This is a genomic window from Microbacterium sp. (genome assembly GCF_051953575.1).
GTDB lineage: Bacteria > Actinomycetota > Actinomycetes > Actinomycetales > Microbacteriaceae > Microbacterium.
Genome location: NZ_JBQCIP010000002.1, coordinates 1 through 20359 on the forward strand (window position 1 = coordinate 1; position 20359 = coordinate 20359).

Sequence of the window (20359 nt, forward strand, 5' to 3'; positions counted from 1 at the left end):
TCGCGGTGCGCGAGGATCTGGCTGACCTCGACCTGGTCGACGAGGGCTTCGTGCACGAGCTCGACCGACGGGATGTTCGCGAGGCGCAGCGGTTCGTCGATGCCGTTGCTCAGCGTGATCGTGCCGGCGCCCCACATCCGCTGCAGCAGCCCGCGCTTGACCTTCAGGGTGTACCCGCGCACGTGGGCGAGCTCGCGACGCCTGACCGAGACGACCCCGCGCCGCTCGAGCACCCGCCGGGTGGTGATCGTGTACACGTGGCCCCACCACACCAGGAACGGCAGCACCACGAGCAGCAGCAGCACCGCCGCGGCAGCGGCGAGCAGCATCCAGTTCTGGAACCCGGCAGGAAGGTTGCCATAGAAGTAGCCGCAGGCGCCCGCGACCGCGATGAGCACGAGAGCCGACCAGAAGAGGCGCCGTGCGTGCCCGCGGAACTTCGCGACGAGCAGCTCGGGCGTGGGCGCGCCGGGCGCGGGCGTGAGCGGCCTGCCTCCGAGTCCCAACGGCTGCGTCATGGCTCCATTGTGGCGGGTACGGCCGACAGGCGGCTGCGAACCGCCGTGTCACGTCAGCCGGCGCGGCGCACGTGGATGACGTCCCCCGCCGAGACGGCGCTCTCGAACTCGCCCTCCTGGACCACCACGAGGCGCCCGTCGGGGGCGATGCGCTGCGCGCGGCCGCGCAGCGTCTCGCCGTCGGGCAGCGACACCGCGACATCGGCGCCGAGCGTGCCGCACAGCGCCTCCACCTCGGCGAGCACACCTGCCTCGGCGGCGTCGCCGTGCGCGGACGCGAGAGCGCTCAGCTGCTCATCGAGGGCACCGAGGTAGTCGGCGAGCAGGCGGTCCTCGTCGCACACCTGGCCGAGCGCCGCGAACGAGGTGGCGGTGTCGACGGGAAGCTCGGCCGCCGGCATCCGGGTGTTCACTCCCGACCCGACCACGACGACGTCGGGGAAGGCCGGAACGATCTCGGCGAGGATGCCGCACACCTTGCGCCCGTCGACGAGCACGTCGTTCGGCCATGTGAGGGTCGTCGAGTGCGGGGTGCGCGACAGCTGGGCGGCGACCGCGCGCGTCATCGCGGCGCCGGCGACGAGCGGGATCCAGCCCCGTGCGGCCGGCGGGATGGCGGCGGCGTCGACGACGACCGAGACGGCGAGCGCCGAACCGGGCGGTGTCACCCAGGTGCGGTCGAGGCGGCCGCGGCCGGCACGCTGGTCGGTCGTGAGCAGCAGCGACAGGTGCGGCCACTCCTCCGGCGCGTCGGTGACGTGCCGTACGACGTCCGCGTTGGTGGACTGGGTGGTCGGGACGACCTGCACACGCGGGCTGACGGCGGCGGCGAGAGGGTAGCCCTCGGGAGGGAACGACATGACGCTCACGCTACTCGCACGGTCCGACGCACGCCGATGCGCGGCGGCGCGTTCAGGACCGACGGGCACAGCGGATGCCGCAACCCCTTGTGCGAACCCTCCAACAGATCCCGGCAGCCCGCAGATAGGGTGGAATCCGTGACCGAGCAGCCCGACCTCTCGACGACCGCCGGCAAGATCGCCGACCTCCGCGCCCGCTACCAGGAGGCCGTCCTCGACCCCGAGGAGGCTGCCAAGACGAAGCAGCACGCCAAGGGCAAGGGCACCGCCCGCGAGCGGATCGAGCAGCTGCTCGACACCGGCAGCTTCGTCGAGCTCGACGAGTACGTGCGCCACCGCACCACCGCGTTCGGCATGGACCGCTCGCGGCCCTACGGCGACTCCGTCGTGACGGGCGTCGGCACGATCCACGGCCGCACGGTCGCCGTGTACTCCCAGGACTTCTCGACCTTCGGCGGTTCGCTCGGCGAGGCCGCGGGCGACAAGATCATCAAGGTCATGGAGTTCGCGCTGCGCAGCGGCATCCCGATCATCGGCATCCTCGACTCGGGCGGCGCGCGCATCCAGGAGGGTGTGATCGCGCTCGGCAAGTACGGCGAGATCTTCCGCCTGAACACCGCCGCCTCGGGCGTCATCCCGCAGATCTCGATCATCATGGGACCGGCCGCGGGCGGGGCGGGGTACTCGCCCGCCCGCACCGCCTTCGTCATCATGGTCGACAAGACGAGCCAGATGTTCGTCACCGGCCCCGACGTCATCAAGACCGTGACCGGCGAGGACGTCGGCATGGAGGAGCTCGGCGGCGCGCACACGCACAACACCCGCTCGGGCGTCGCGCACTATCTCGCCGAGGACGAGGACGACGCGATCGACTACGTGCGCTCGATGCTCGGCTTCCTGCCCGACAACAACATGGCCGAGCTCCCCGTCTACGAGAGCGGCTTCGAGTTCGAGACGACCGACGCGGACCGCGCGCTGAACGGGATCATCCCCGACTCGCCGAACCAGCCGTACGACATCCACCAGGTGATCCGCGGCATCGTCGACGCCGAGGACTTCCTCGAGGTGCAGCCGCTGTTCGCCCCGAACATCGTCATCGGGTTCGGCCGCATCGAGGGCCGCTCGGTGGGCATCATCGCCAACCAGCCCTCGCAGATGGCCGGCACGCTCAACATCGAGGCGGGCGAGAAGGCGAGCCGCTTCGTGCGGTTCTGCGACGCGTTCTCGATCCCGATCGTCACGCTCGTCGACGTGCCGGGATACCTGCCCGGCACCGACCAGGAATGGACGGGCGTCATCCGCCGCGGCGCGAAGCTGCTGTACGCGTACGCCGAGGCGACGGTGCCGCTGGTCACCGTGATCCTCCGCAAGGCGTACGGCGGCGCATACATCGTGATGGGCTCCAAGCAGCTCGGCGCCGACATCAACCTCGCCTGGCCGACGGCCGAGATCGCCGTCATGGGCGGTCAGGGCGCCGTCAACATCCTGTACCGCGGCGAGATCAAGCGCGCCGAAGAGGCAGGCGAAGACGTCGCCGCCGTGCGCACGCGCCTGGCCAACGAGTACACCTACAACGTGGCGTCCCCGTTCCTGGCCGCCGAACGCGGCGAGCTCGACGGCATCATCGAGCCCGCACAGACGCGCGTGTCGATCGCGAAGGCGCTGCGCGCGCTGCGCGGCAAGCGCGCGAGCCTGCCGCCCAAGAAGCACGGGAACATCCCGCTGTGAGCATCGCCGACGGGACTGCGGATGCCGGCGACCGCGGCGTCACCATCGACGTGCGTCGCGGCAACCCGACCGATGAGGAGCTCGCGGCGCTGATCGCAGTCGTCAGCCAGGCGTACACCGGCGAGGCGTCCGAGGCCGTGGCCGAAGAAGGTCGCTGCCGCACCGGGTGGGAGCTGTCGGCGCGTTCGATGCGCCTGCCGCTGAACCGCGACCTCGGCTGGGGTCGCTTCGGCTGAGACCGCCGAAGCCGAGCCGGCCGGATTTGTCCCCCGAAATACCTACAGACAAGCCTGTTGCGGCCCGGCGATACTTGTCTTGCTGGAACGCTTCTGCGTTCGGCCGATCCGGATCCGCTCTGCGGATGCCCCGGATCCGGCCATGCGGACGGTTTTCGGGTAACCGTCCGCCAGGCGAGGGGCGGGCGGCTTCGCCGCCCCTCGCCTCCTCCGGTCACGTTCCCCGCCTGGCGTCCCCTCCCCCTGCTGGGCGGGGGACGAATCTGCTCCCGTGCGCCGTCGTCTCACCGACGGGATGCCGGGCGCCTGGGCCCACGCGCCGAGAGGCTCCGCGCGATGCGCCAGCGGCGCGTGGAGTAGGCGTGGGGAGCATCCGCGTTCCCCGCCGTCGTCAGCGGCCGGGGTGCGGGATCTCGCGCCACAGGTCGACGGCATCCTCGTCGCTGGGGCCGCCCACCGACATCGACCGGCCGACGACCGTGACCGCGATCCGCTCGTCGGGCGACGTGCGGATGTAGAGGCGGTCCGAGCTCGCGGAGCGCAGGGCCTCGGCCAGCTGCGCGCGGATGACGCTCAGCGTCTCGTCGTCGACGTCGTCCAGGCCGCCCTCGTCGAGGACCGTGACGTTGGCGCCGCGGCGGCGGGCGCGCTCCAGCTCCGCGCGCACGTCGTCGTCGAGCAGGCGCGGACCCCGCATCTCGTCGCGGAGACGCCCTTCGGCAAGCCGCGCCTCCAGGCGGTCGGCGTCCGTCAGGTTCCCCGCGTGGGCGACGGTGCGCGTCAGGACGGGCCCCGCGACCGCCAGGGCCCGCTGCACCTGCACGCGTCGCTCGCGCTGCCGCACGACCTGCGAGGTCTGCCACGCCGAAGCCGCACGCTGCAGCCGGGTCAGGCGCGACGTGTCGCGCGCCGCGCGGTCCATCGACAGCACGAGCAGCTGCGCGCACGTGACCCACACGATGGAGCCGACGAGGCCGAGCGACAGCGCCTGCAGCGGCCCCATCCACGCCATCGACGCGATCGTCAGCAGCACGATGCCCGACCAGGCCGTCCACGGCCGGCGGCGCACCATCACGATCGTCATCAGAGCGCCGATCCCGCCGAGGTACCACGTCGCGAACGGCTCGGTGCGCGAGGCGGGGCCGACCGCCAGCGCGATCGCGCTGGGCACGATCGCCGCGCAGGCGAGAGCGAGGATCTGGGCGACGGGCGGCAGCGAACGCGGACCCTGGATGCCGTCGATCGCCGTCTGCGCCTGCACGTCGGCGGCCGGTGCCTCTGCCACGGCGTCGCGTTCATGCGCGCCCGCGCCAGCGTCGGGCCGCTCGGAGGCGGATGCGGGTTCCCAGAAGATGCAGAGCCACGTGGTCACGAGGTACAGCGCGAGAGCCGCGACGACGATCAGAGGCTGATCGACGTCGGGAGTCGACCACAGTCCGCGCGCGGCGAGATACGCCGTGAACGCGACCGCGAGCAGGCTGAGGACGTTCTTGACGCTGATCACGCGACGCCCTCCTGCCACGACAGGTGCACGGATGTGCCGTGCACCCCCGTCTCGAGGTCGGCCTTGCCGCCGACCGCCGCCACGCGCGCCACGATGGAGGCGCGGATGCCGAGCCGGTCGTCCGGCACCGCATCGAGGTCGAACCCCTCTCCGGCATCGTGCACGTCGACGCGCACCCGCCCGTCGGCGGCAGACAGCGCGACGCCGAGGCCGGCGCCGCCGGCGTGCTGCAGCGCGTTCGCGACCGCCTGCGTCGCGGCGAGCGACAGGGCGCGGGCGACGCGTCCGGGCAGCGGCGGAGCGCCGGCCGCGATGTCGCGCTGCACGTCGATGTCGACGCCGAGCTCGCGAGCCGCGGCCTCGATGTCGTTCGCCAGCTGCTGCACGTCGCGCGGCTCGTCGGTGCCCTCATGGGCGTCCTGCTCGGTGTTCGCGAGCCGGGTGAGGGCCTCGCGCGCCATTGCGGCGGCGAGCGTCCGCTCGCGCGGCGTGGTCGCACGCTCCGCGGCGATGAGCGCCGCCAGTACGCTGTCGTGCATGAGCGCGGCCACGGCCACACGCTCCTGCTCGGCCGCATCCGCCGCCGCCGCACGTGCGTAGGACGACACGGCGCGTGCGCGCGTCTCGTCGACGTTGACCGCGACCGATCGGAACAGCCAGCCGAGGGTGAGGATCACCCCGCCGAGGATGAGCGCGAACGACACGTCGAGGCTCACCGCGATCCAGTACTCGGCCGCGAAGCCGCCCTGCACGAGCCGGACGAGCCCGAAGAGGACCGGGGCGAGGATGGTCCACCCGATCTGCAGCGGGAAGGGGAAGGCCAGCACGGCGGCGAGGGTGGCGAGGTTCACGAGGTACCAGATCCACGGCTCGTCGAGCGACTGCGGCGCGATCCCCGCGGTGGCGATCGGCCAGACGGCGAGCGCCAGCATGTACACGAGCGCGAACGCACCGGCTGCCAGGCGCACGCCGCGGCCGATGACGCACGCCAGGATCATGATGCCGAGCGACCCGAAGACCGCGATCATGAGACCCTCGTGCCAGCCGGGCCGTTCGTCCGACGGACCGAGTGCCGTCAGGAAGGCCTGCACACCGACGATGAGGGAGCCGAGGCCGCCGGCCACGAGCGAGATGATGCGCTCGACGCGCGAGCGCGTGAACGATCCGATGCCCGCCGTCGCCTCACGCGAGTGCGGGATCTGGGCCCACGCGGTGTCGAGCACCGCGGTCTGCCCGTCAGCGGCCACGCGCGATGTCCCCCGAATCGGACGCCGGCTCGTCGATGAGCCCGTCCTCCACGGCGCGGTGGAGGAGGTCGATCTTGGTGGGCGCGGGCCTGCCCACCTCCACGTACTTCACGCGGATGCGGGTGATGTTCTCCTTCGCCGTCGAATAGGCGATCCCGAGGCGGTCGGCGACAGCCTTCAGCGGGAGACCTGCCGCGTACAGGCGCAGCACTTCGCGCTCGCGCGCTGCCAGCTGCGCGTCCGCGAAGTCGCGGTCGCCTTCGACGGCGCTGGCCCATTCGACGTTGTTCAGCGGCTCGCCGCGCGCGACCGTGCCGACGGCGGCGATCACGTCGCCTATGGGCGAGGACTTGCTGACGACACCCGCGGCTCCGGCGGCGAGAGCCTCGCGCACGGCGGCGGGACGGTCGGCGACGCTGTGGATGATGACGCTGGACCCGTCGCGCACCAGCCGGGTGACGTTCTCGGTCACGGTCGTGCCGTCGCCCAGGGTCAGATCCAGCACCACGACGTCCGCCGGGGACTCGCGTGCGAACGCCCGCCAGTCGAGGTACTCGGTCACGGTGTTGCCCGAGAAGGCGACCTGCATGTCGGCGATGCGCGCACACGCGGCTTCCAGCCCGAGCCGCACCGACTCATGGTCGTCGATGAAGGCCACGCGCGTCATTCCGCCAGCCTAGCGAGCCCCGCCCGTCCGGGTGAGGACCGCGACGGCCTCGAGGTGATGCGAGTTGGGGAAGAGGTCGAGGGCGTCGACGCGGGCGAGGTCGTACCCGCCCGCCCGGAACGTCGCCACATCGCGCGCCAGAGCCACCGGGTCGCACGCGACGTACACGACGGTCTCGGGAGAGAGGCCGGTGATGTGCTCGACGACTTGCCGCCCTGCGCCCGCCCGCGGCGGGTCGAGCAGCACGACACCGCGAGAGAGGCGCTCCCGCTCGGAGGCGGATGCCTCGTCCGCCAGCCGTGCCAGCCACCGGTCGACGCGCGCGGTCTCGGCGCGCGCACCGACCCATTCGGCCAGGTTCTCGCCGGCGTGCTCGGTGGCCCGCGCGTCCGACTCGACGCTCGTGACCCGCGTCGTGGGGCCGCCGAGGTCGCCGAGCGTCGCCGCGAACAGGCCCACGCCGCCGTAGAGGTCGAGGTGCCACGCGTCCGGATCGATCCACACACCGCCGTCGCGTCGGATCGGGCCGTCCGGCCGGATGCCCTGCAGCGCCGACGAGACCGTCCCGGTCAGCGTGTGCGCGGCGAGCCGGTGCACCTGCCAGAACCCGCCGGCGTCGACACGGAAGTCGCGTCCGCTCACCCGCTCGAGCACGACTTCGGACTCGGGTCCTCGCGCGGAAGGGCGTCCGCCGCGGCCGCGGCGACCGGCCGCCGTCTTCCGTTCGGGACGGGGCAGGACGCGGACGCGGCCGTCGGCAGGCTGCACGAGGTCGATGCGACCCGCCTCGCCGCCGCGCAGCTCAATCGCGGCCCGCTCGATCTGCTCGGTCGCGAGCGGGAAGTCGAGGTCGGTGATGACGCGGTGGCTGCGCGCGGCGAACGGGCCGATCCGCCCCTCGGCGTCGACGTGCAGGCTGAGGCGGGTGCGCCAGCCGGTGCCGTCGTCGGTCTCGTCGGCGAGTGTCTCGCCCGATGCCGATACGAGCGGCGCGGCCGCTTCCACCGCGACCGCTGGCGACTCGACGCCGCCGAAGCGCTGCAGCGCGTCGGCGAGCACGCGGGCCTTCAGCTCACGCTGGTGCGAGAGCTCGATGTGCCCGAAGTCCGCACCCCCGGGCCGGTTCTCGGGTTCGACGTCGACGTCGGCCTGACGCCAGACGTGGGGCTGCCGGTGGGGCGAGGCGTCGAGCACTTCGAGCGTCTCGCCGCGCCAGAACGACTGCTTCGCCGTGTCGGTCAGACGTACGCGGACCGTCTCGCCGGGGATCGCATCGGGGACGAACACGACGCGCCCCCCATGGCGCGCGACGAACACTCCGCCGTGCGCCACATCGGTGATCTCGAGGTCGATGACGTCGCCGGTTGCACTCACCCGTCGAGCCTACGCCGCCCGTGGTGTCGAGAATTCAGGAGATCCGGTGTCACATGCGCGCCGCGCGCCGCAATGGTCGGCGTTTCTCCTGAATCCTCGCCACGGCGGCCCGCGTACGGTTGGGGGCATGCGCGTCTGCCTCGCCTCGACCTCGCCCGCCCGGCTCATGCTGCTCCAGCAGTTCGGGATCCGCCCGCTGACCCTCGCACCCGACGTCGACGAAGAGGCCGTCATCGCCACGGTCGAGGCCGCCGAGGGCCGCCTCCTCGCCCCGGACGAGCACGTCCTGCTGCTGGCACGTCGCAAGGCCGCGGACGTGGCCGCGCGGCTGCAGGACGACATCCCCGGCTTCGACGGCATCGTCATCGGCGGGGACTCGATGTTCGAGCTCGACGGCGAGGTGCTGGGCAAGCCCTACACCCCCGAGAACGCGACGGCCCGCTGGCGCGCGATGCGCGGGCGCACCGGGGTGCTCCACTCCGGTCACGCGGTCGTCCGTCTGCAGCCCGGCGTGGCCCCGCGCGAGGTGAACGCCGTCGCGGCGGCATCCGTGTCGTTCGCCGACGACGTGACGGATGCCGAGATCGACGAGTACGTCGCGTCGGGCGAGCCGCTGCACGTGGCCGGCGCGTTCACGGTCGACAGCCTGGGCGGGGCGTTCATCACGAGGGTGGAGGGCGATCCGTCGACCGTCGTCGGGATGTCGGTGTCGACGCTGCGCAGCCTCGTGCGCGAGCTCGGCGTCGAGTGGACGGCCCTGTGGAACACGACCGATCCCTCACTCGACGACACACCGGCTTTGTAGTAGGAATCCCACGTTTCTCTTCGGTTCTTGTACGAAGCGCTCAAAAGACCGAGGAACTGCGTCGGTAGGCTGGCATCCATGCCTCAGATCGCCAAGGTTCTCGTTGCCAACCGCGGCGAGATCGCCGTTCGCGTCATCCGCGCCGCCCGTGACGCCGGAAAGGCGTCTGTCGCCGTCTACGCCGACCAGGACCGCGACGCCCTGCACGTGCGTCTCGCCGACGAGGCGTACGCGCTCGAGGGGGCGACCAGCGCCGAGACGTACCTGTCGATCGACAAGATCCTGTCGATCGCCCGCCGCTCGGGCGCCGACGCCGTGCACCCCGGCTACGGCTTCCTCGCCGAGAACGCCGACTTCGCGCGCGCCGTCATCGCGGCCGGTCTCGTCTGGATCGGTCCGTCGCCCGAGGCGATCGAAGCCCTCGGCGACAAGGTGACCGCCCGCGCGGTCGCCGAGAAGGTGGGCGCGCCGCTCGCCCCCGGAACCCCCGGTCCCGTGGCCGGCGCCGACGAGGTCGTGGCGTTCGCCGAGACCGTCGGTCTGCCGATCGCGATCAAGGCCGCGTACGGCGGCGGCGGACGCGGCCTCAAGGTCGCCCGCACGATCGATGAGGTCCCCGAGCTGTTCGAGTCGGCCACGCGCGAGGCGATCACCGCCTTCGGCCGCGGCGAGTGCTTCGTCGAGAAGTACCTCGACAAGCCGCGTCACGTCGAGACGCAGTGCCTCGCGGATGCCGCCGGCAACGTCGTCGTCGTCTCGACGCGCGACTGCTCGCTGCAGCGCCGTCACCAGAAGCTCGTCGAAGAGGCGCCCGCGCCGTTCCGGACCGACGAGCAGAACGAGATCCTCTACTCGGCGTCGAAGGCCATCCTCAAAGAGGTCGGCTACGTGGGCGCAGGGACGTGCGAGTTCCTCATCGGCGCCGACGGGACGATCTCGTTCCTCGAGGTGAACACGCGACTGCAGGTCGAGCACCCGGTCTCGGAAGAGGTCACCGGCATCGACCTCGTGCGCGAGCAGTTCCGCCTCGCCGAGGGCGAGGAGCTCGGCTACGACGACCCGCAGCCCGACGGCCACTCGATCGAGTTCCGCATCAACGGCGAGGACCCGGGTCGCGGATTCCTCCCCCAGCCCGGCCCCATCCACGTGTTCAAGACGTTCGGGGGTCCCGGCATCCGCCTCGACTCCGGCGTCACCGCCGGCGACAGCGTGTCGGGCGCGTTCGACTCGCTGCTCGCGAAGATCATCGTGACCGGCCGCGACCGCGCCGAGGCGCTCGAGCGCTCCCGCCGAGCCCTCGACGAGTTCGAGGTCGCGGGGCTTCCGACCGTGCTGCCGTTCCACCGCAAGGTCGTGCGCGACCCGGCGTTCACCGCCGAGGACGGCGTGTTCGGCGTCTACACGCGCTGGATCGAGACCGAGTTCGTCAACGACATCGCGCCGTGGGACGGCGAGCTCGAGTCGCCGAAGCCCGCTGAGGCGCGTCACACGGTCGTCGTCGAGGTCGCCGGAAAGCGGCTCGAGGTGAGCCTCCCGGATCGTGTGGCCCCCGCCCCCGGTGTGTCGGGGCGCCCCGCCGCCGTACCGCCGTCGCGTCGCTCGCACGCCCCGTCGGTCGTCGCCGGCGCCTCGGGCGACGCGGTCAAGTCGCCGATGCAGGCCACCGTCGTCAAGATCGCCGTCGAAGAGGGCCAGCAGGTCGTCAAGGGCGATCTCGTGGTCGTCCTCGAGGCGATGAAGATGGAGCAGCCGATCCAGGCTCACAAGGACGGCGTCATCGGCGCCATCAACGCCGACCCGGGCACCACGGTCTCGGCCGGCCACCAGCTCCTCACGATCTCCTGAAGCGGAGGGGAGGCCGCGGCCCGAGGCATCCGCTCCTCCCTCGCGCACGCTGAACCGCGATGTCGCCGGCTGAGGGCGCACCCGGCAGGATGGCGGGATGGATGCCGCTTCCGCAGGCGCGCCCGATGTGTCGGCGCTCGCCATCAACGTCGTGATCCCGCCGGAGCTCCGCTGGACGGACGTGCGCCGCGGCGAGGCGTTCGAGCTGCAGACCCTCACGGTGCGTCTGCTGCCGGATCACTCCCTCGCCGTCAAGGCGTACGGCCGCCCGGTCGCCGGCGGCCGGGGCGCCTACGTGTCGTTCCCGATGCCCGACCGGCCTGAGCTGCGAGCGCTCGTGGACGCCGCGGCGCGCCATGCCGCCGAGCTCTGGCGCGCCAGTACCGGGCTCGGCTGACCGCCACCGACGAGGGGATGCCGCGAGCCGCAGCATCCGTTCGCGCCACGCGCTCTCGTCAGAGCGCGGCCCGACCTCCGCAGGAGCGTGCACCCTCGGCGGGCGATGCCGACCTCTCGTCAGCCGCCGTAGACGTTGTGGTCGACGACGTGCATCGCGCGCGCGGCATCGGTGATGCTCCCCGACAGCGACGGATACACCGCGAACACGCGCGAGACCTGGTCGACGGTGAGGCGGCGCTCGACGGCGATCGCGATCGGGTAGATCAGCTCGGACGCGCGCGGCCCGACGATCACGCCGCCGATGACCGTCCCGCTGCCCTCTCGCGCGATGAGCTTGACGAAGCCGTCCTTGATGCCCATCATCTTGGCGCGCGGATTGGCCGCCAGCGGCAGCTTGTGGACGACGCCGTTGATGTGGCCGTCCTCGATGTCCTTCTCCTGCCAGCCGATCGTCGCGATCTCGGGCGCGGTGAAGATGTTCGACGTGATGCGGCGGCGCTCCAGCGGGATGACGACATCGCCGAGCGCGTGGAAGATCGCGGTGCGGCCCTGCATCGAAGCCACCGAGGCGAGCGGCACGAAGGTGGTGCAGTCGCCCGCGGCGTAGATGTTCGGCACCGACGTGCGAGCGACGCGGTTCACCTGGATGTTGCCGGACTCGGTCATCTGCACGCCGGCCTGTTCCAGGCCGATGCCGCGGGTATTGGGGATCGAGCCGACCGCCATGAGGCAGTGGCTGCCCTCGACCGTGCGGCCGTCCGAGAGCGTGACCACGACCGCGTCGCCGGTGTTCTCGACCCTGTCGGCGCGCGACTTCGAAAGCAGCTTCATACCGCCGCGCTTGAAGACCCGCTCGAGCACGGCCGCGGCATCCTTGTCCTCGCCGGGAAGCACCTGGTCGCGGCTGGAGACGAGCGTCACCTGAGCGCCGAGGTTCATGTATGCGCCGGCGAACTCCGCGCCGGTGACCCCCGAGCCGACGACGATGAGATGCTCCGGCAGTGCGTTCATGTTGTACAGCTGCGTCCACGTGAGGATGCGGACGCCGTCGGGCTTGGCGCTCGCCAGCTCTCGGGGCGAGGAGCCGGTCGACACCACGAGGGTATCGGCCTCGATGCGGTCGAAGTCGGTGCCGCCCGGGCCTGTGGAGACGACCACGGCGTTGTCGCCTTCGAGGCGTCCGTGACCCGAGATGATCCGCACGCCGGCCTCGACGAGCGACGCGCGCATGTCGTCGGACTGCTGCCGGGCGAGCGTCAGCAGGCGCTTGTTGACGGCGGAGAGGTTGATCGCGATCTCGGGCTTGAGCGGCTTGCCGTCCTTGCCCTTCGCGAACAGCTGCACGCCGAGTTCACCGGCACCCGCGATGGCGACGGCTGCGTCCGCGGTCGCGATGAGCGACTTCGAGGGCACGACGTCGGTGATGACTGCCGAGCCGCCGATTCCGGCCCGTTCGACGACGGTCACCTCGGCCCCGAGCTGTGCGGCAGCGAGCGCCGCCTCGTATCCTCCGGGCCCGCCGCCGAGGATGGCGACGGTCTGGGTGGTCTCGAAGCTGATCGACATGACTTCCATTCTCCCCTGCCGGACACCCTCACCACGACATCCGGCGACGCGCTCCGACACTCCCGGCGCGCGCGGCCCGGGTCTGTTCTGGCTCTCGGGGCTCCCGCTTCCTAAAGTGGTCCCCATGTCAGACACCTACGGCAATCCTCTCGACGACCCCGCCGCCGACCCGTTCGCGGTCGCCGCCGCCGCCGCGGAGGACATCGCCCGCATCACCGGCGTCGAACGTCACGACATCGCGCTCACCCTCGGCAGCGGCTGGGGCAAGGCGGCCGAGCTGCTCGGCGAGACGACCGCGACGTTCCCCGCGACGCAGGTGACGGGCTTCAGCGCGCCGGCGCTCTCGGGGCATGTCGGCACGCTGCGCAGCGTCGTCACCCCCAAGGGGCGCCGCGTGCTCGTCATCGGCGCCCGCACCCACTACTACGAGGGTCACGGCGTGCGACGCGTCGTCCACAGCGTCCGCACCGCCGCGGCGACCGGAGCGCGCACGATGGTGCTCACCAACGGTGCCGGAGGCATCAAGCACACCTGGACCCCGGGTCGCCCGGTGCTCATCAGCGACCACATCAACCTCACGGGCGACTCGCCGCTGGAGGGCGCCACGTTCATCGACCTCACGGATCTGTACTCGCTGCGTCTGCGCGACCTCGCCCGCTCGATCGACCCGAGCCTCGACGAGGGCGTCTACTGCCAGTTCCGCGGACCGCAGTACGAGACGCCCGCCGAGGTGCAGATGGCGAAGATCGTCGGCGGCCACATCGTCGGCATGTCGACGGCGCTCGAGGCGATCGCCGCCCGTCAGGCCGGCATGGAGATCCTCGGCTTCTCGCTCATCACGAACATGGCCGCCGGCATCCAGACCACACCCCTCAGCCACCAGGAGGTCATCGAGGCCGGCCGCGACGCCGAGCCCGTGATCTCATCGCTGCTGGCCCGAGTGATCGGCGCGATGTGAGCGAGCAGGATGCCGCCGGCAATGGCGCCGGCGAAGACAGCGTGCTCCAGCGGGCACAGGCTTGGCTGGCGCAGGACCCGGACGGCGAGACGCGTGCCGAGCTGCGGGCGCTGATCGAGGCTGCGGAGTCGGGCGATGCGACGGCCGAGGCCGAACTCGCGGACCGGTTCTCGACACGCCTGGCGTTCGGCACCGCCGGACTGCGGGGCGCGCTCGGTGCCGGCACCAACCGCATGAACCGCGTCCTCGTCGCGCAGGCAGCGGCCGGTCTGGCCGCGTATGTGCGGGAGCAGGCCGGCCTCGACCCGGTGGGCGCGACCGCTTCCGCGGCGGCGCCGACCCTCGCCGAGAGCGACGAAGAGCACGCGGCCGGGATCGACGAGGCAGAGGCCGACGCGGCCGACACCGACACGGCCGATGCCGGCGCGCCCGAGGCTCCTTCGTCCGACGGAGCCGCGGAAGAGGCCGTGCCGGATGCGGCATCCTCCGAGTCTGCGGGATCGCCCTCGGAGCCGACAGCACCGGAGCTCACCGAAGCCCCGTCCGAGGACGCCCTGGCCGCCGAGGGTCCAGAGGTGCCCGGCATCCTCGACGACGCGCCGATCGTCGTGATCGGCTATGACGGACGCCGCAATTCCGACGTGTTCGCGCGCGACTCCGCCGAGATCTTCGCGGGCGCTGGCCTGCGGGCGATCCTGCTCCCCCGCCTGCTCCCGACGCCCGTCCTGGCGTTCGCCGTGCGCCATTTCGGTGCTGCGGCCGGCGTCATGGTGACGGCGAGCCACAACCCGCCCGACGACAACGGGTACAAGGTCTACCTCGGCGGCTCCGACGAGGGGTCGCAGATCGTGCCGCCGGCGGACGGCGAGATCGCCGCGCACATCGACCGCGTCGCCGCGGGCGGGGACATCGGCACGATCCCCCGCTCCCTGGGGTTCGAGACCGCGACCGAAGAGGTGGTCGACGCCTACGTCGCCGCGACCGCGGCCGTCGCACCCGCACCGGAGGGCGCCCGGGGCCTCACCTGGGTGTACACGGCGATGCACGGGGTCGGCTGGGAGACCTTCTCGCGCATCCTGGCCTCGGCGGGCTACCCCGTGCCGGTGCCGGTCGCGGCGCAGCTCGAGCCCGACGGCGCCTTCCCGACAGTCGCGTTCCCCAATCCGGAAGAGCCCGGCGCCATGGACCTCTCGTTCGAGGCCGCACGGGAGGCGGGGGCCGAGCTCGTCATCGCGAACGACCCCGACGCCGACCGGCTCGCGGTCGCCATCCCCGACGAGCACGCCGAGGGCGGCTGGCGCCGGCTCACCGGCAACGAGATCGGTCTGCTGCTCGGCTGGCGCGCCGCACGGCTCGTCGCCGAGTCGGGCGACACGTCGGGCGCGTCGCTGGCCTGCTCGCTGGTCTCGTCGCCCGGTCTGCAGACGGTGGCGGAGCACTACGGCCTCGGGTTCCATGCGACGCTCACCGGCTTCAAGTGGATCTCGCGGGCCCCGGGCATCGTGTTCGGCTTCGAAGAGGCGCTGGGCTACCTCGTGAACCCCGGCACGGTGCGCGACAAGGACGGCATCTCGGCCGCCGTCGCGATCCTCGGCATGGTGGGCGAGGCCCGCGGCCGCGGCGCGTCGCTGAGCGACCTGCTCGCCGAGTTCGACGAGCTGTTCGGCGCGTTCGCAAGCGACCAGGTGTCGATCCGCGTCGACGACGTGTCGCAGATCGGGCGGATCATGGCGGCGCTGCGAGAGCGGCATCCCGAATCCATCGCCGGCGTCGCGGTCGATCGCATCGACGATCTCAAGGACGGCTTCGGCGATCTGCCGCCCGGCGACGTGCTGCGGCTGTGGCTGGCCGACGGGTCGCGGGTGATCGTGCGGCCGAGCGGCACCGAGCCGAAGCTCAAGCTGTATCTCGACGTGCGCGGCGACTCGCGCGAGGACGCGGCGACGCGGATCGCGGCGCTCGCGGACGGCGCCCGCGCACTGCTCGCCGACTACGGCGGCTGATCGCGCGACAGCCGAAGACGAGGGGGATGCCGCGGGCCGCGGCATCCCCCTCGTCTTCTCGTCCGGGGCCTCTGCCGCACCGGGTCCGACCATTGTCAGCACGTTCTACACCGGTGTAGAGTCTCGGGCACTACACCGGTGTACTACCCGGATGGGCCTCCGCGCGGCGACCCCCGGCGTCCCCGGGACCAGTGCGCGCAGCGCGACTGCGCCGGACAAGAAGGGCTGTTCAATGAGGAATGACCTCCGGACTCGCACGCATCGTGCGAGTCGGGCACGGGTGGCCGTCGGCCTCGCCGTCGTCTCATCGATCGTGATCGCGTCCGCGTCCTCCGCGGCCGCGGCCGTGGAAGACCCCTGGGAATCCCAGAGCGGGATCTACCACTACTTCACCGTCCCCAAGGCGGACGTGCCGTCCCACGCCTGCGGCAACTCCACGGGAGCCGGTACCGAACTCGAGGGCAACATCGGACCGTCCGGGACGTGGGCAGCCGTCGGCATGGACGCGAGCGCCTCCGACTGCCGGGCCAACATCGGTCCTCTCGAGCCCGGGCTGTACTACTACCAGTACGTGTCGACGATGCCCGATCGCTCGAAGGTGGTGTTCCGCAACCCCGACCGTCCCCTCGACGTCACGTCGCATCCCGACTGGAACACGCTGTTCGTCCCGGGACCCGAAGTCGCGTGGATGGACGACGTCGCCGCCGGGGGCGGCGCGCTCACTGAACTCGCCTACACCTCCCCCGTCTCGGGCGCGCAGAGCTCGGTGGAGGTGTGGACTCCGCCGGGCTACACCACCAAGGCGTCGAAGGCGCTCCCGGTGCTCTACCTGCTGGCCGATGAAGGGCAGTCGTCCCGCGAATGGCTCGAGCTGGGCCGCGCCGGCCAGATCCTCGACAACCTCGCGGTCGACGGCGACCTCGCCTCGATGATCGTCGTGATGGCCGACGCCGGCGACGCCGACTTCCGCTCCGAACTGCTCGACGGCATCGCGCCCGCGGTGCGCGCGGCGTACAACGTGTCGAGCAAGGTCAAGCAGACGGGCATCGCCGGCATCGGCCGCGGCGCGTCGCAGGCGCTGGCGCTCGCGGCGAGCGAGCCGGGCGTGTTCGGGGCGGTCGGCTCGCTGTCGGGCTACCTCTCCGACACCACGGAAGTCTCGGCGGCACAGGCACGCAAGATCAACGCGAAGACGGATCTGCTGCGGTTCTACGTCGGCAACACGCTGGACCCGCACTACAACGGCACCTACGACGCCATCCAGGCGCTCCAGCAGGCGGGCGTGCGGCTCGAGTTCGACGGCGTCCACCCCGAGAACGGAGGCGTCTGGGACACCTGGCGCGAGAACCTCAGGGACTTCGCCGCTCGCGCGTTCCAGCCGAGCGTCAAGGACCACGGTCCGAGCAACGGTCACCTTGCGCAGACGGCGCCGTACACGCCGCCGGCAACGGGCAGCATCACCACGCCGCACATCGACGCCGACGGCATGGTCACGTTCGAGACCGGCACGCAGTGGGCCGACGCCAAGGACGTCGTGCTGTGGGGCGACTGGGCGCCCAACGGCCAGTGGTTCCGCATCCCACTGACGAAGGTCGGCGACCGGTGGCGCACCACGATCGGCCCCATCGACGGGTACTACTACTGGCGCTACGAGGTGAACGGCGTGGGCTTCCACGATCCGGCCGACACCACGAACGTCGTGAACATGGAGAGCCAGCTGTTCGTCCCGGGCGGCGAGCGCACACCGCTGCTGGCCGACCTGCCCGCCGACCAGACCGGCGCCGTCACGACGCTGAGCTACACCGGCGCGTTCGGGGCCTCGAAGCTGAAGGTGTGGACGCCGGTGGACTACGACCCGAACCGCCCCGAGGCCTACCCGGTCCTGTACCTGTACCACGGCTTCGGTCAGAACTACGCGAGCTGGACCGAGATCGGCCGGGCGGCCCAGATCCTCGACAACCTGTACGCGCGGGGCGAGATCAGGCCCATGGTCGTGGTCATGCCGGGCTATACGGGAGCTCCGTTCGACATCTGGAGCGACCTGTCCGGCAACGTGATGCCGTTGGTGAGCTCGCAGTACAACATCTCGGACGATCCCTCGCAGCGTGCGATGGCGGGCCTGTCGTGGGGCGGCTTCCTCACGAACGGCACCATGCTGAACCACCCGGGGAACTTCGCGTACTTCGGCATGTTCTCGCCGCCGTTCACCGCCGCCAGCCTCGACCCGTCCACTCCGGCGGGGCAGACGGTCATCGCCACGACCAAGTCGGTCACCCTGTTCGCGGGCGATGTCGACACCGGCGCCGTGTCGGCGATCAACGGGGTCGAGGCGAATCTGACGGCGAACGGCATCCCGACGGTGAAGACCGTCGTCCCCGGTCCGCACGGCTTCGACGTGTGGTGGCAGGGACTGTCGGACTTCCTGCCGCGGCTCTTCTGACCGCCGACAGTCGCAGCAGCAGCAGGTGGGGGGCCGAGTCGTCGGTCCCCCACCTGTACGCTGACCACTGACCTGTGGGAGGAGGGCGCCGGTGGCACGCAAGACGAGCGGGTCGGCGACGATCCGCGACGTCGCGCAACTCGCGGGCGTGTCGATCAAGACCGTCTCGAACGTCCTCAACGGGTACCCGTACATCCGGCCCGAGACCCGCGAGCGCGTCGACGAGGCCATCCGAACGCTGGACTATCACGTCAACGTCTCGGCCCGGAACCTCAGCCGCGGACGCACGGGCGTCATCGCGCTGGTGCTCCCCGCCGTGCGCGGGGTCTACTTCGCGGAGCTGGCCGACGCCGTCATGCGCGAGGCCGCGAAGATCGGCCTCACGGTCTTCATCCAGCAGACCAACGACGAGCGCGACCGCGAGCTGCGCGTGCTGGACGGCGGCTACCGCACGATGGTGGACGGGGTCATCTACTCCCCCCTCGCCCTGGGGCAGGAGGATCTGCCGCTGTTCGAGGTCGACTTCCCCCTCGTGCTGCTCGGCGAGCGCGTGTTCGGCGCAGGCGTCGACCACGTCACGATGCAGAATGTCGAAGGAGCGCGCGCGGCGACCGAGCACGTGATCGCCCTCGGGGCGCGGAACATCGTCCCCCTCGGCGCGAAGGACGACCCGTCGTCCAGCAGCGGGACCTTGCGCATGCAGGGCTTCCGGGCGGCGCTGGCGGCCCACGGCCTGGAGCTCGACCCGCGCGCCGTCATCGGGGTGCGCGACTACTACCACTCCACCGGTGCGGCAACGATGGCAGAGATCCTGAACCGCGGCGTCGTTCCGGACGCCGTCGTCGCCTTCACCGACACGCTCGCCCTCGGCGCGCTCGCGGCCCTCGGCGACCGCGGTCTGCGCGTCCCCGACGACGTGCTGCTGATCGGGTTCGACAACATCGAAGAGACCCAGTACTCGCGTCCGCCCCTGACGACGATCGATCCCGGGCGGGATGAGATCGCCGCGAAGGCTGTCGCCCTCCTGGAGGAACGCATACGGCTGCGGATCGACGGCGTCCCCCGAGCTGACCAGCCTCCCCCGCGCCGGGTCGTCGTCGACTTCGAGCTCGTCGAGCGGCAGTCCACCCGCGCGTAGCGGAAGCCTCCGGCGACGGGATGCCGCGGGCCGCGGCATCCCGTCGCCCTGCGTGTCAGCTCCAGAGCTCGGCGAGCCCCGCTGCGAGCGCGAGCCCCTGCGCGTGGCCGACCTCCGCCGCGGGACGGCGCAGGGCGGGATCCATACCCCGCACGCCGAACAGCTCGTCCTCCCCCGCGGGCGGCCCGATCAGCTCCGCCCGGCTTCCTGCGGCGCGGAGCGCCCCCACCTGGGTCCAGGCGTCGAGCCGCCAGTCTTGCGGGGTGCGGGTGCGGCCGCCATACGGAGAGAGCACCAGGACCCGGTCGAACCCGGCGGCGAGGTCCGCGTTCTCGGCGTTGGACCGGTAGCCGCCGTCGACGTACCACGCATCCCCGATCGGGTACGCGGGGCCCGACGAGGTGCTCGCGGCGACGGCATCCACGAGTTCCACCCCGCTCTCGCGGTCGAACACCACCCCCTCGCCGGTGCGGGCGTCCACCGCGGTGATCCGCACGGCACGGCCGGGCCAGCGCGCATCGGGCAGGCGGCCGGCGACGATGCGACGCCATCGCGCGTGCCAGTCCGGATCCGCAGCCGCCAGCTCGAGCGACGATGCGCCCAGCCTTCGGCGAAGGTCGTCCGGGTCCGTCGCGTCGGCGATGATCCGGGCGGTGCGCTCCAGATGGTCGGCGACAGGGCGCGCCGACGCGGGGCCCGCGGGACGACCGGCCCCAGAAGGCAGCGGCGCGATCGTCGCCGTGTACAGCTCGGACGGAGGGACGCGGGCCACCTGCACCGCGGTGGTGGCGCCGGACGAGGTGCCGATGAGGACATCGGCGGTCGAGACGTCGAGGCCGGCCTCGAAGAGGCCCGCGACGATGCCGATCACCCAGGCGTTGCCGGAGGAGCCCCCGCCGCCGAGGACGAGGGCACGGGAGGGAGACGAAGAAGTGTCCATGGGAGTCGCCTTTCGCGATGCGCGAGCGGTGCTCCCGGCGGCGATGACGTCAGCCGCGCGATCGTGAACAGCGGGGAGCACCCGCTACGGATGTTGCGTTCATGGGTGTCACCTCCTGTCGTCGAACCACG

Annotated in this window: 17 protein-coding genes; 9 read left to right on the forward strand and 8 right to left on the reverse strand. The window is 71.6% G+C overall.

Going from position 1 to position 20359, the window contains the following annotated elements; all coding sequences use genetic code 11:
- The coding region (locus ACTHNQ_RS00065) for a PH domain-containing protein (protein ID WP_440330407.1) at nucleotides 1-518 on the reverse strand (518 nt) is incomplete at its 3' end.
- A 53-nt stretch (nucleotides 519-571) separates the two neighbouring features.
- Nucleotides 572-1378 carry a biotin--[acetyl-CoA-carboxylase] ligase gene (locus tag ACTHNQ_RS00070; RefSeq protein ID WP_440330408.1) on the reverse strand — a complete coding sequence of 269 codons (807 nt, stop codon included), beginning with the start codon at nucleotides 1376-1378 and terminating at the stop codon, nucleotides 572-574.
- 138 nt (nucleotides 1379-1516) lie between these two features.
- Between ACTHNQ_RS00070 and ACTHNQ_RS00075 the strand changes: the two genes are divergently transcribed.
- Nucleotides 1517-3106, forward strand: a complete 1590-nt coding sequence (locus tag ACTHNQ_RS00075; protein WP_440330409.1) for an acyl-CoA carboxylase subunit beta — start codon at nucleotides 1517-1519, stop codon at nucleotides 3104-3106.
- Nucleotides 3103-3342, forward strand: coding sequence for an acyl-CoA carboxylase subunit epsilon (locus ACTHNQ_RS00080; protein WP_440330410.1), 240 nt, complete (start codon nucleotides 3103-3105; stop codon nucleotides 3340-3342). The genes ACTHNQ_RS00075 and ACTHNQ_RS00080 overlap by 4 nt, the downstream gene beginning before the upstream one ends.
- A 391-nt stretch (nucleotides 3343-3733) precedes the next feature.
- On the opposite strand, the gene ACTHNQ_RS00085 is transcribed toward ACTHNQ_RS00080, so the two are convergent.
- Genes ACTHNQ_RS00085 through ACTHNQ_RS00100 form a run of 4 tightly spaced genes read right to left on the reverse strand, consistent with a single transcriptional unit; the run spans nucleotide 3734 to nucleotide 8134 of the window.
- On the reverse strand, nucleotides 3734-4846 hold the full coding sequence (locus tag ACTHNQ_RS00085) for a hypothetical protein (protein ID WP_440330411.1): 1113 nt from the start codon (nucleotides 4844-4846) through the stop codon (nucleotides 3734-3736).
- Nucleotides 4843-6093: a sensor histidine kinase gene (locus ACTHNQ_RS00090; RefSeq protein WP_440330412.1), complete on the reverse strand. Its 1251-nt coding sequence runs from the start codon at nucleotides 6091-6093 to the stop codon at nucleotides 4843-4845. Before ACTHNQ_RS00090 ends, ACTHNQ_RS00085 begins: the two co-directional genes overlap by 4 nt.
- A complete protein-coding gene (locus ACTHNQ_RS00095; protein WP_440330413.1) occupies nucleotides 6083-6760 on the reverse strand; it encodes a response regulator transcription factor in 678 nt (225 codons plus the stop codon). Before ACTHNQ_RS00095 ends, ACTHNQ_RS00090 begins: the two co-directional genes overlap by 11 nt.
- Before the next feature lie 9 nt (nucleotides 6761-6769).
- Nucleotides 6770-8134, reverse strand: coding sequence for a class I SAM-dependent RNA methyltransferase (locus ACTHNQ_RS00100; protein WP_440330414.1), 1365 nt, complete (start codon nucleotides 8132-8134; stop codon nucleotides 6770-6772).
- Nucleotides 8135-8261: 127 nt separating this feature from the next.
- On the opposite strand from ACTHNQ_RS00100, the gene ACTHNQ_RS00105 reads away from it, so the two are divergent.
- The 3 genes from ACTHNQ_RS00105 to ACTHNQ_RS00115 all read left to right on the forward strand — a co-directional run bounded on the left by ACTHNQ_RS00105 (nucleotide 8262) and on the right by ACTHNQ_RS00115 (nucleotide 11181).
- Nucleotides 8262-8939 (forward strand): Maf family protein, encoded by a 678-nt coding sequence (locus tag ACTHNQ_RS00105; RefSeq protein ID WP_440330415.1) that lies wholly within the window; start codon nucleotides 8262-8264, stop codon nucleotides 8937-8939.
- Nucleotides 8940-9017: 78 nt separating this feature from the next.
- The gene (locus ACTHNQ_RS00110) at nucleotides 9018-10784 is read left to right on the forward strand and encodes an acetyl/propionyl/methylcrotonyl-CoA carboxylase subunit alpha (protein ID WP_440330416.1); all 1767 of its coding nucleotides are present in this window, start codon (nucleotides 9018-9020) and stop codon (nucleotides 10782-10784) included.
- 97 nt (nucleotides 10785-10881) lie between these two features.
- Entirely contained in the window at nucleotides 10882-11181 is a 300-nt protein-coding gene (locus ACTHNQ_RS00115) for a hypothetical protein (RefSeq protein WP_440330417.1), read from the forward strand.
- Between the two features lie 119 nt (nucleotides 11182-11300).
- On the opposite strand, the gene ACTHNQ_RS00120 is transcribed toward ACTHNQ_RS00115, so the two are convergent.
- Nucleotides 11301-12749, reverse strand: coding sequence for an NAD(P)H-quinone dehydrogenase (locus ACTHNQ_RS00120; protein ID WP_440330418.1), 1449 nt, complete (start codon nucleotides 12747-12749; stop codon nucleotides 11301-11303).
- Nucleotides 12750-12873: 124 nt separating this feature from the next.
- Here ACTHNQ_RS00120 and ACTHNQ_RS00125 point away from each other — a divergent pair, with 124 nt between their 5' ends.
- From ACTHNQ_RS00125 to ACTHNQ_RS00140, 4 genes are all read left to right on the forward strand, one after another.
- A complete protein-coding gene (locus tag ACTHNQ_RS00125; protein WP_440330419.1) occupies nucleotides 12874-13707 on the forward strand; it encodes a purine-nucleoside phosphorylase in 834 nt (277 codons plus the stop codon).
- 65 nt (nucleotides 13708-13772) lie between these two features.
- On the forward strand, nucleotides 13773-15710 hold the full coding sequence (locus ACTHNQ_RS00130; RefSeq protein ID WP_440330434.1) for a phospho-sugar mutase: 1938 nt from the start codon (nucleotides 13773-13775) through the stop codon (nucleotides 15708-15710).
- Nucleotides 15711-15990: 280 nt separating this feature from the next.
- Nucleotides 15991-18150 (forward strand): alpha/beta hydrolase-fold protein, encoded by a 2160-nt coding sequence (locus tag ACTHNQ_RS00135; protein ID WP_440330420.1) that lies wholly within the window; start codon nucleotides 15991-15993, stop codon nucleotides 18148-18150.
- Between the two features lie 91 nt (nucleotides 18151-18241).
- Nucleotides 18242-19288, forward strand: a complete 1047-nt coding sequence (locus tag ACTHNQ_RS00140; RefSeq protein ID WP_440330421.1) for a LacI family DNA-binding transcriptional regulator — start codon at nucleotides 18242-18244, stop codon at nucleotides 19286-19288.
- A gap of 55 nt (nucleotides 19289-19343) precedes the next feature.
- Here ACTHNQ_RS00140 and ACTHNQ_RS00145 read toward each other — a convergent pair whose 3' ends face one another.
- On the reverse strand, nucleotides 19344-20228 hold the full coding sequence (locus ACTHNQ_RS00145) for a patatin-like phospholipase family protein (protein ID WP_440330422.1): 885 nt from the start codon (nucleotides 20226-20228) through the stop codon (nucleotides 19344-19346).
- Nucleotides 20229-20359 lie beyond the last annotated feature (131 nt).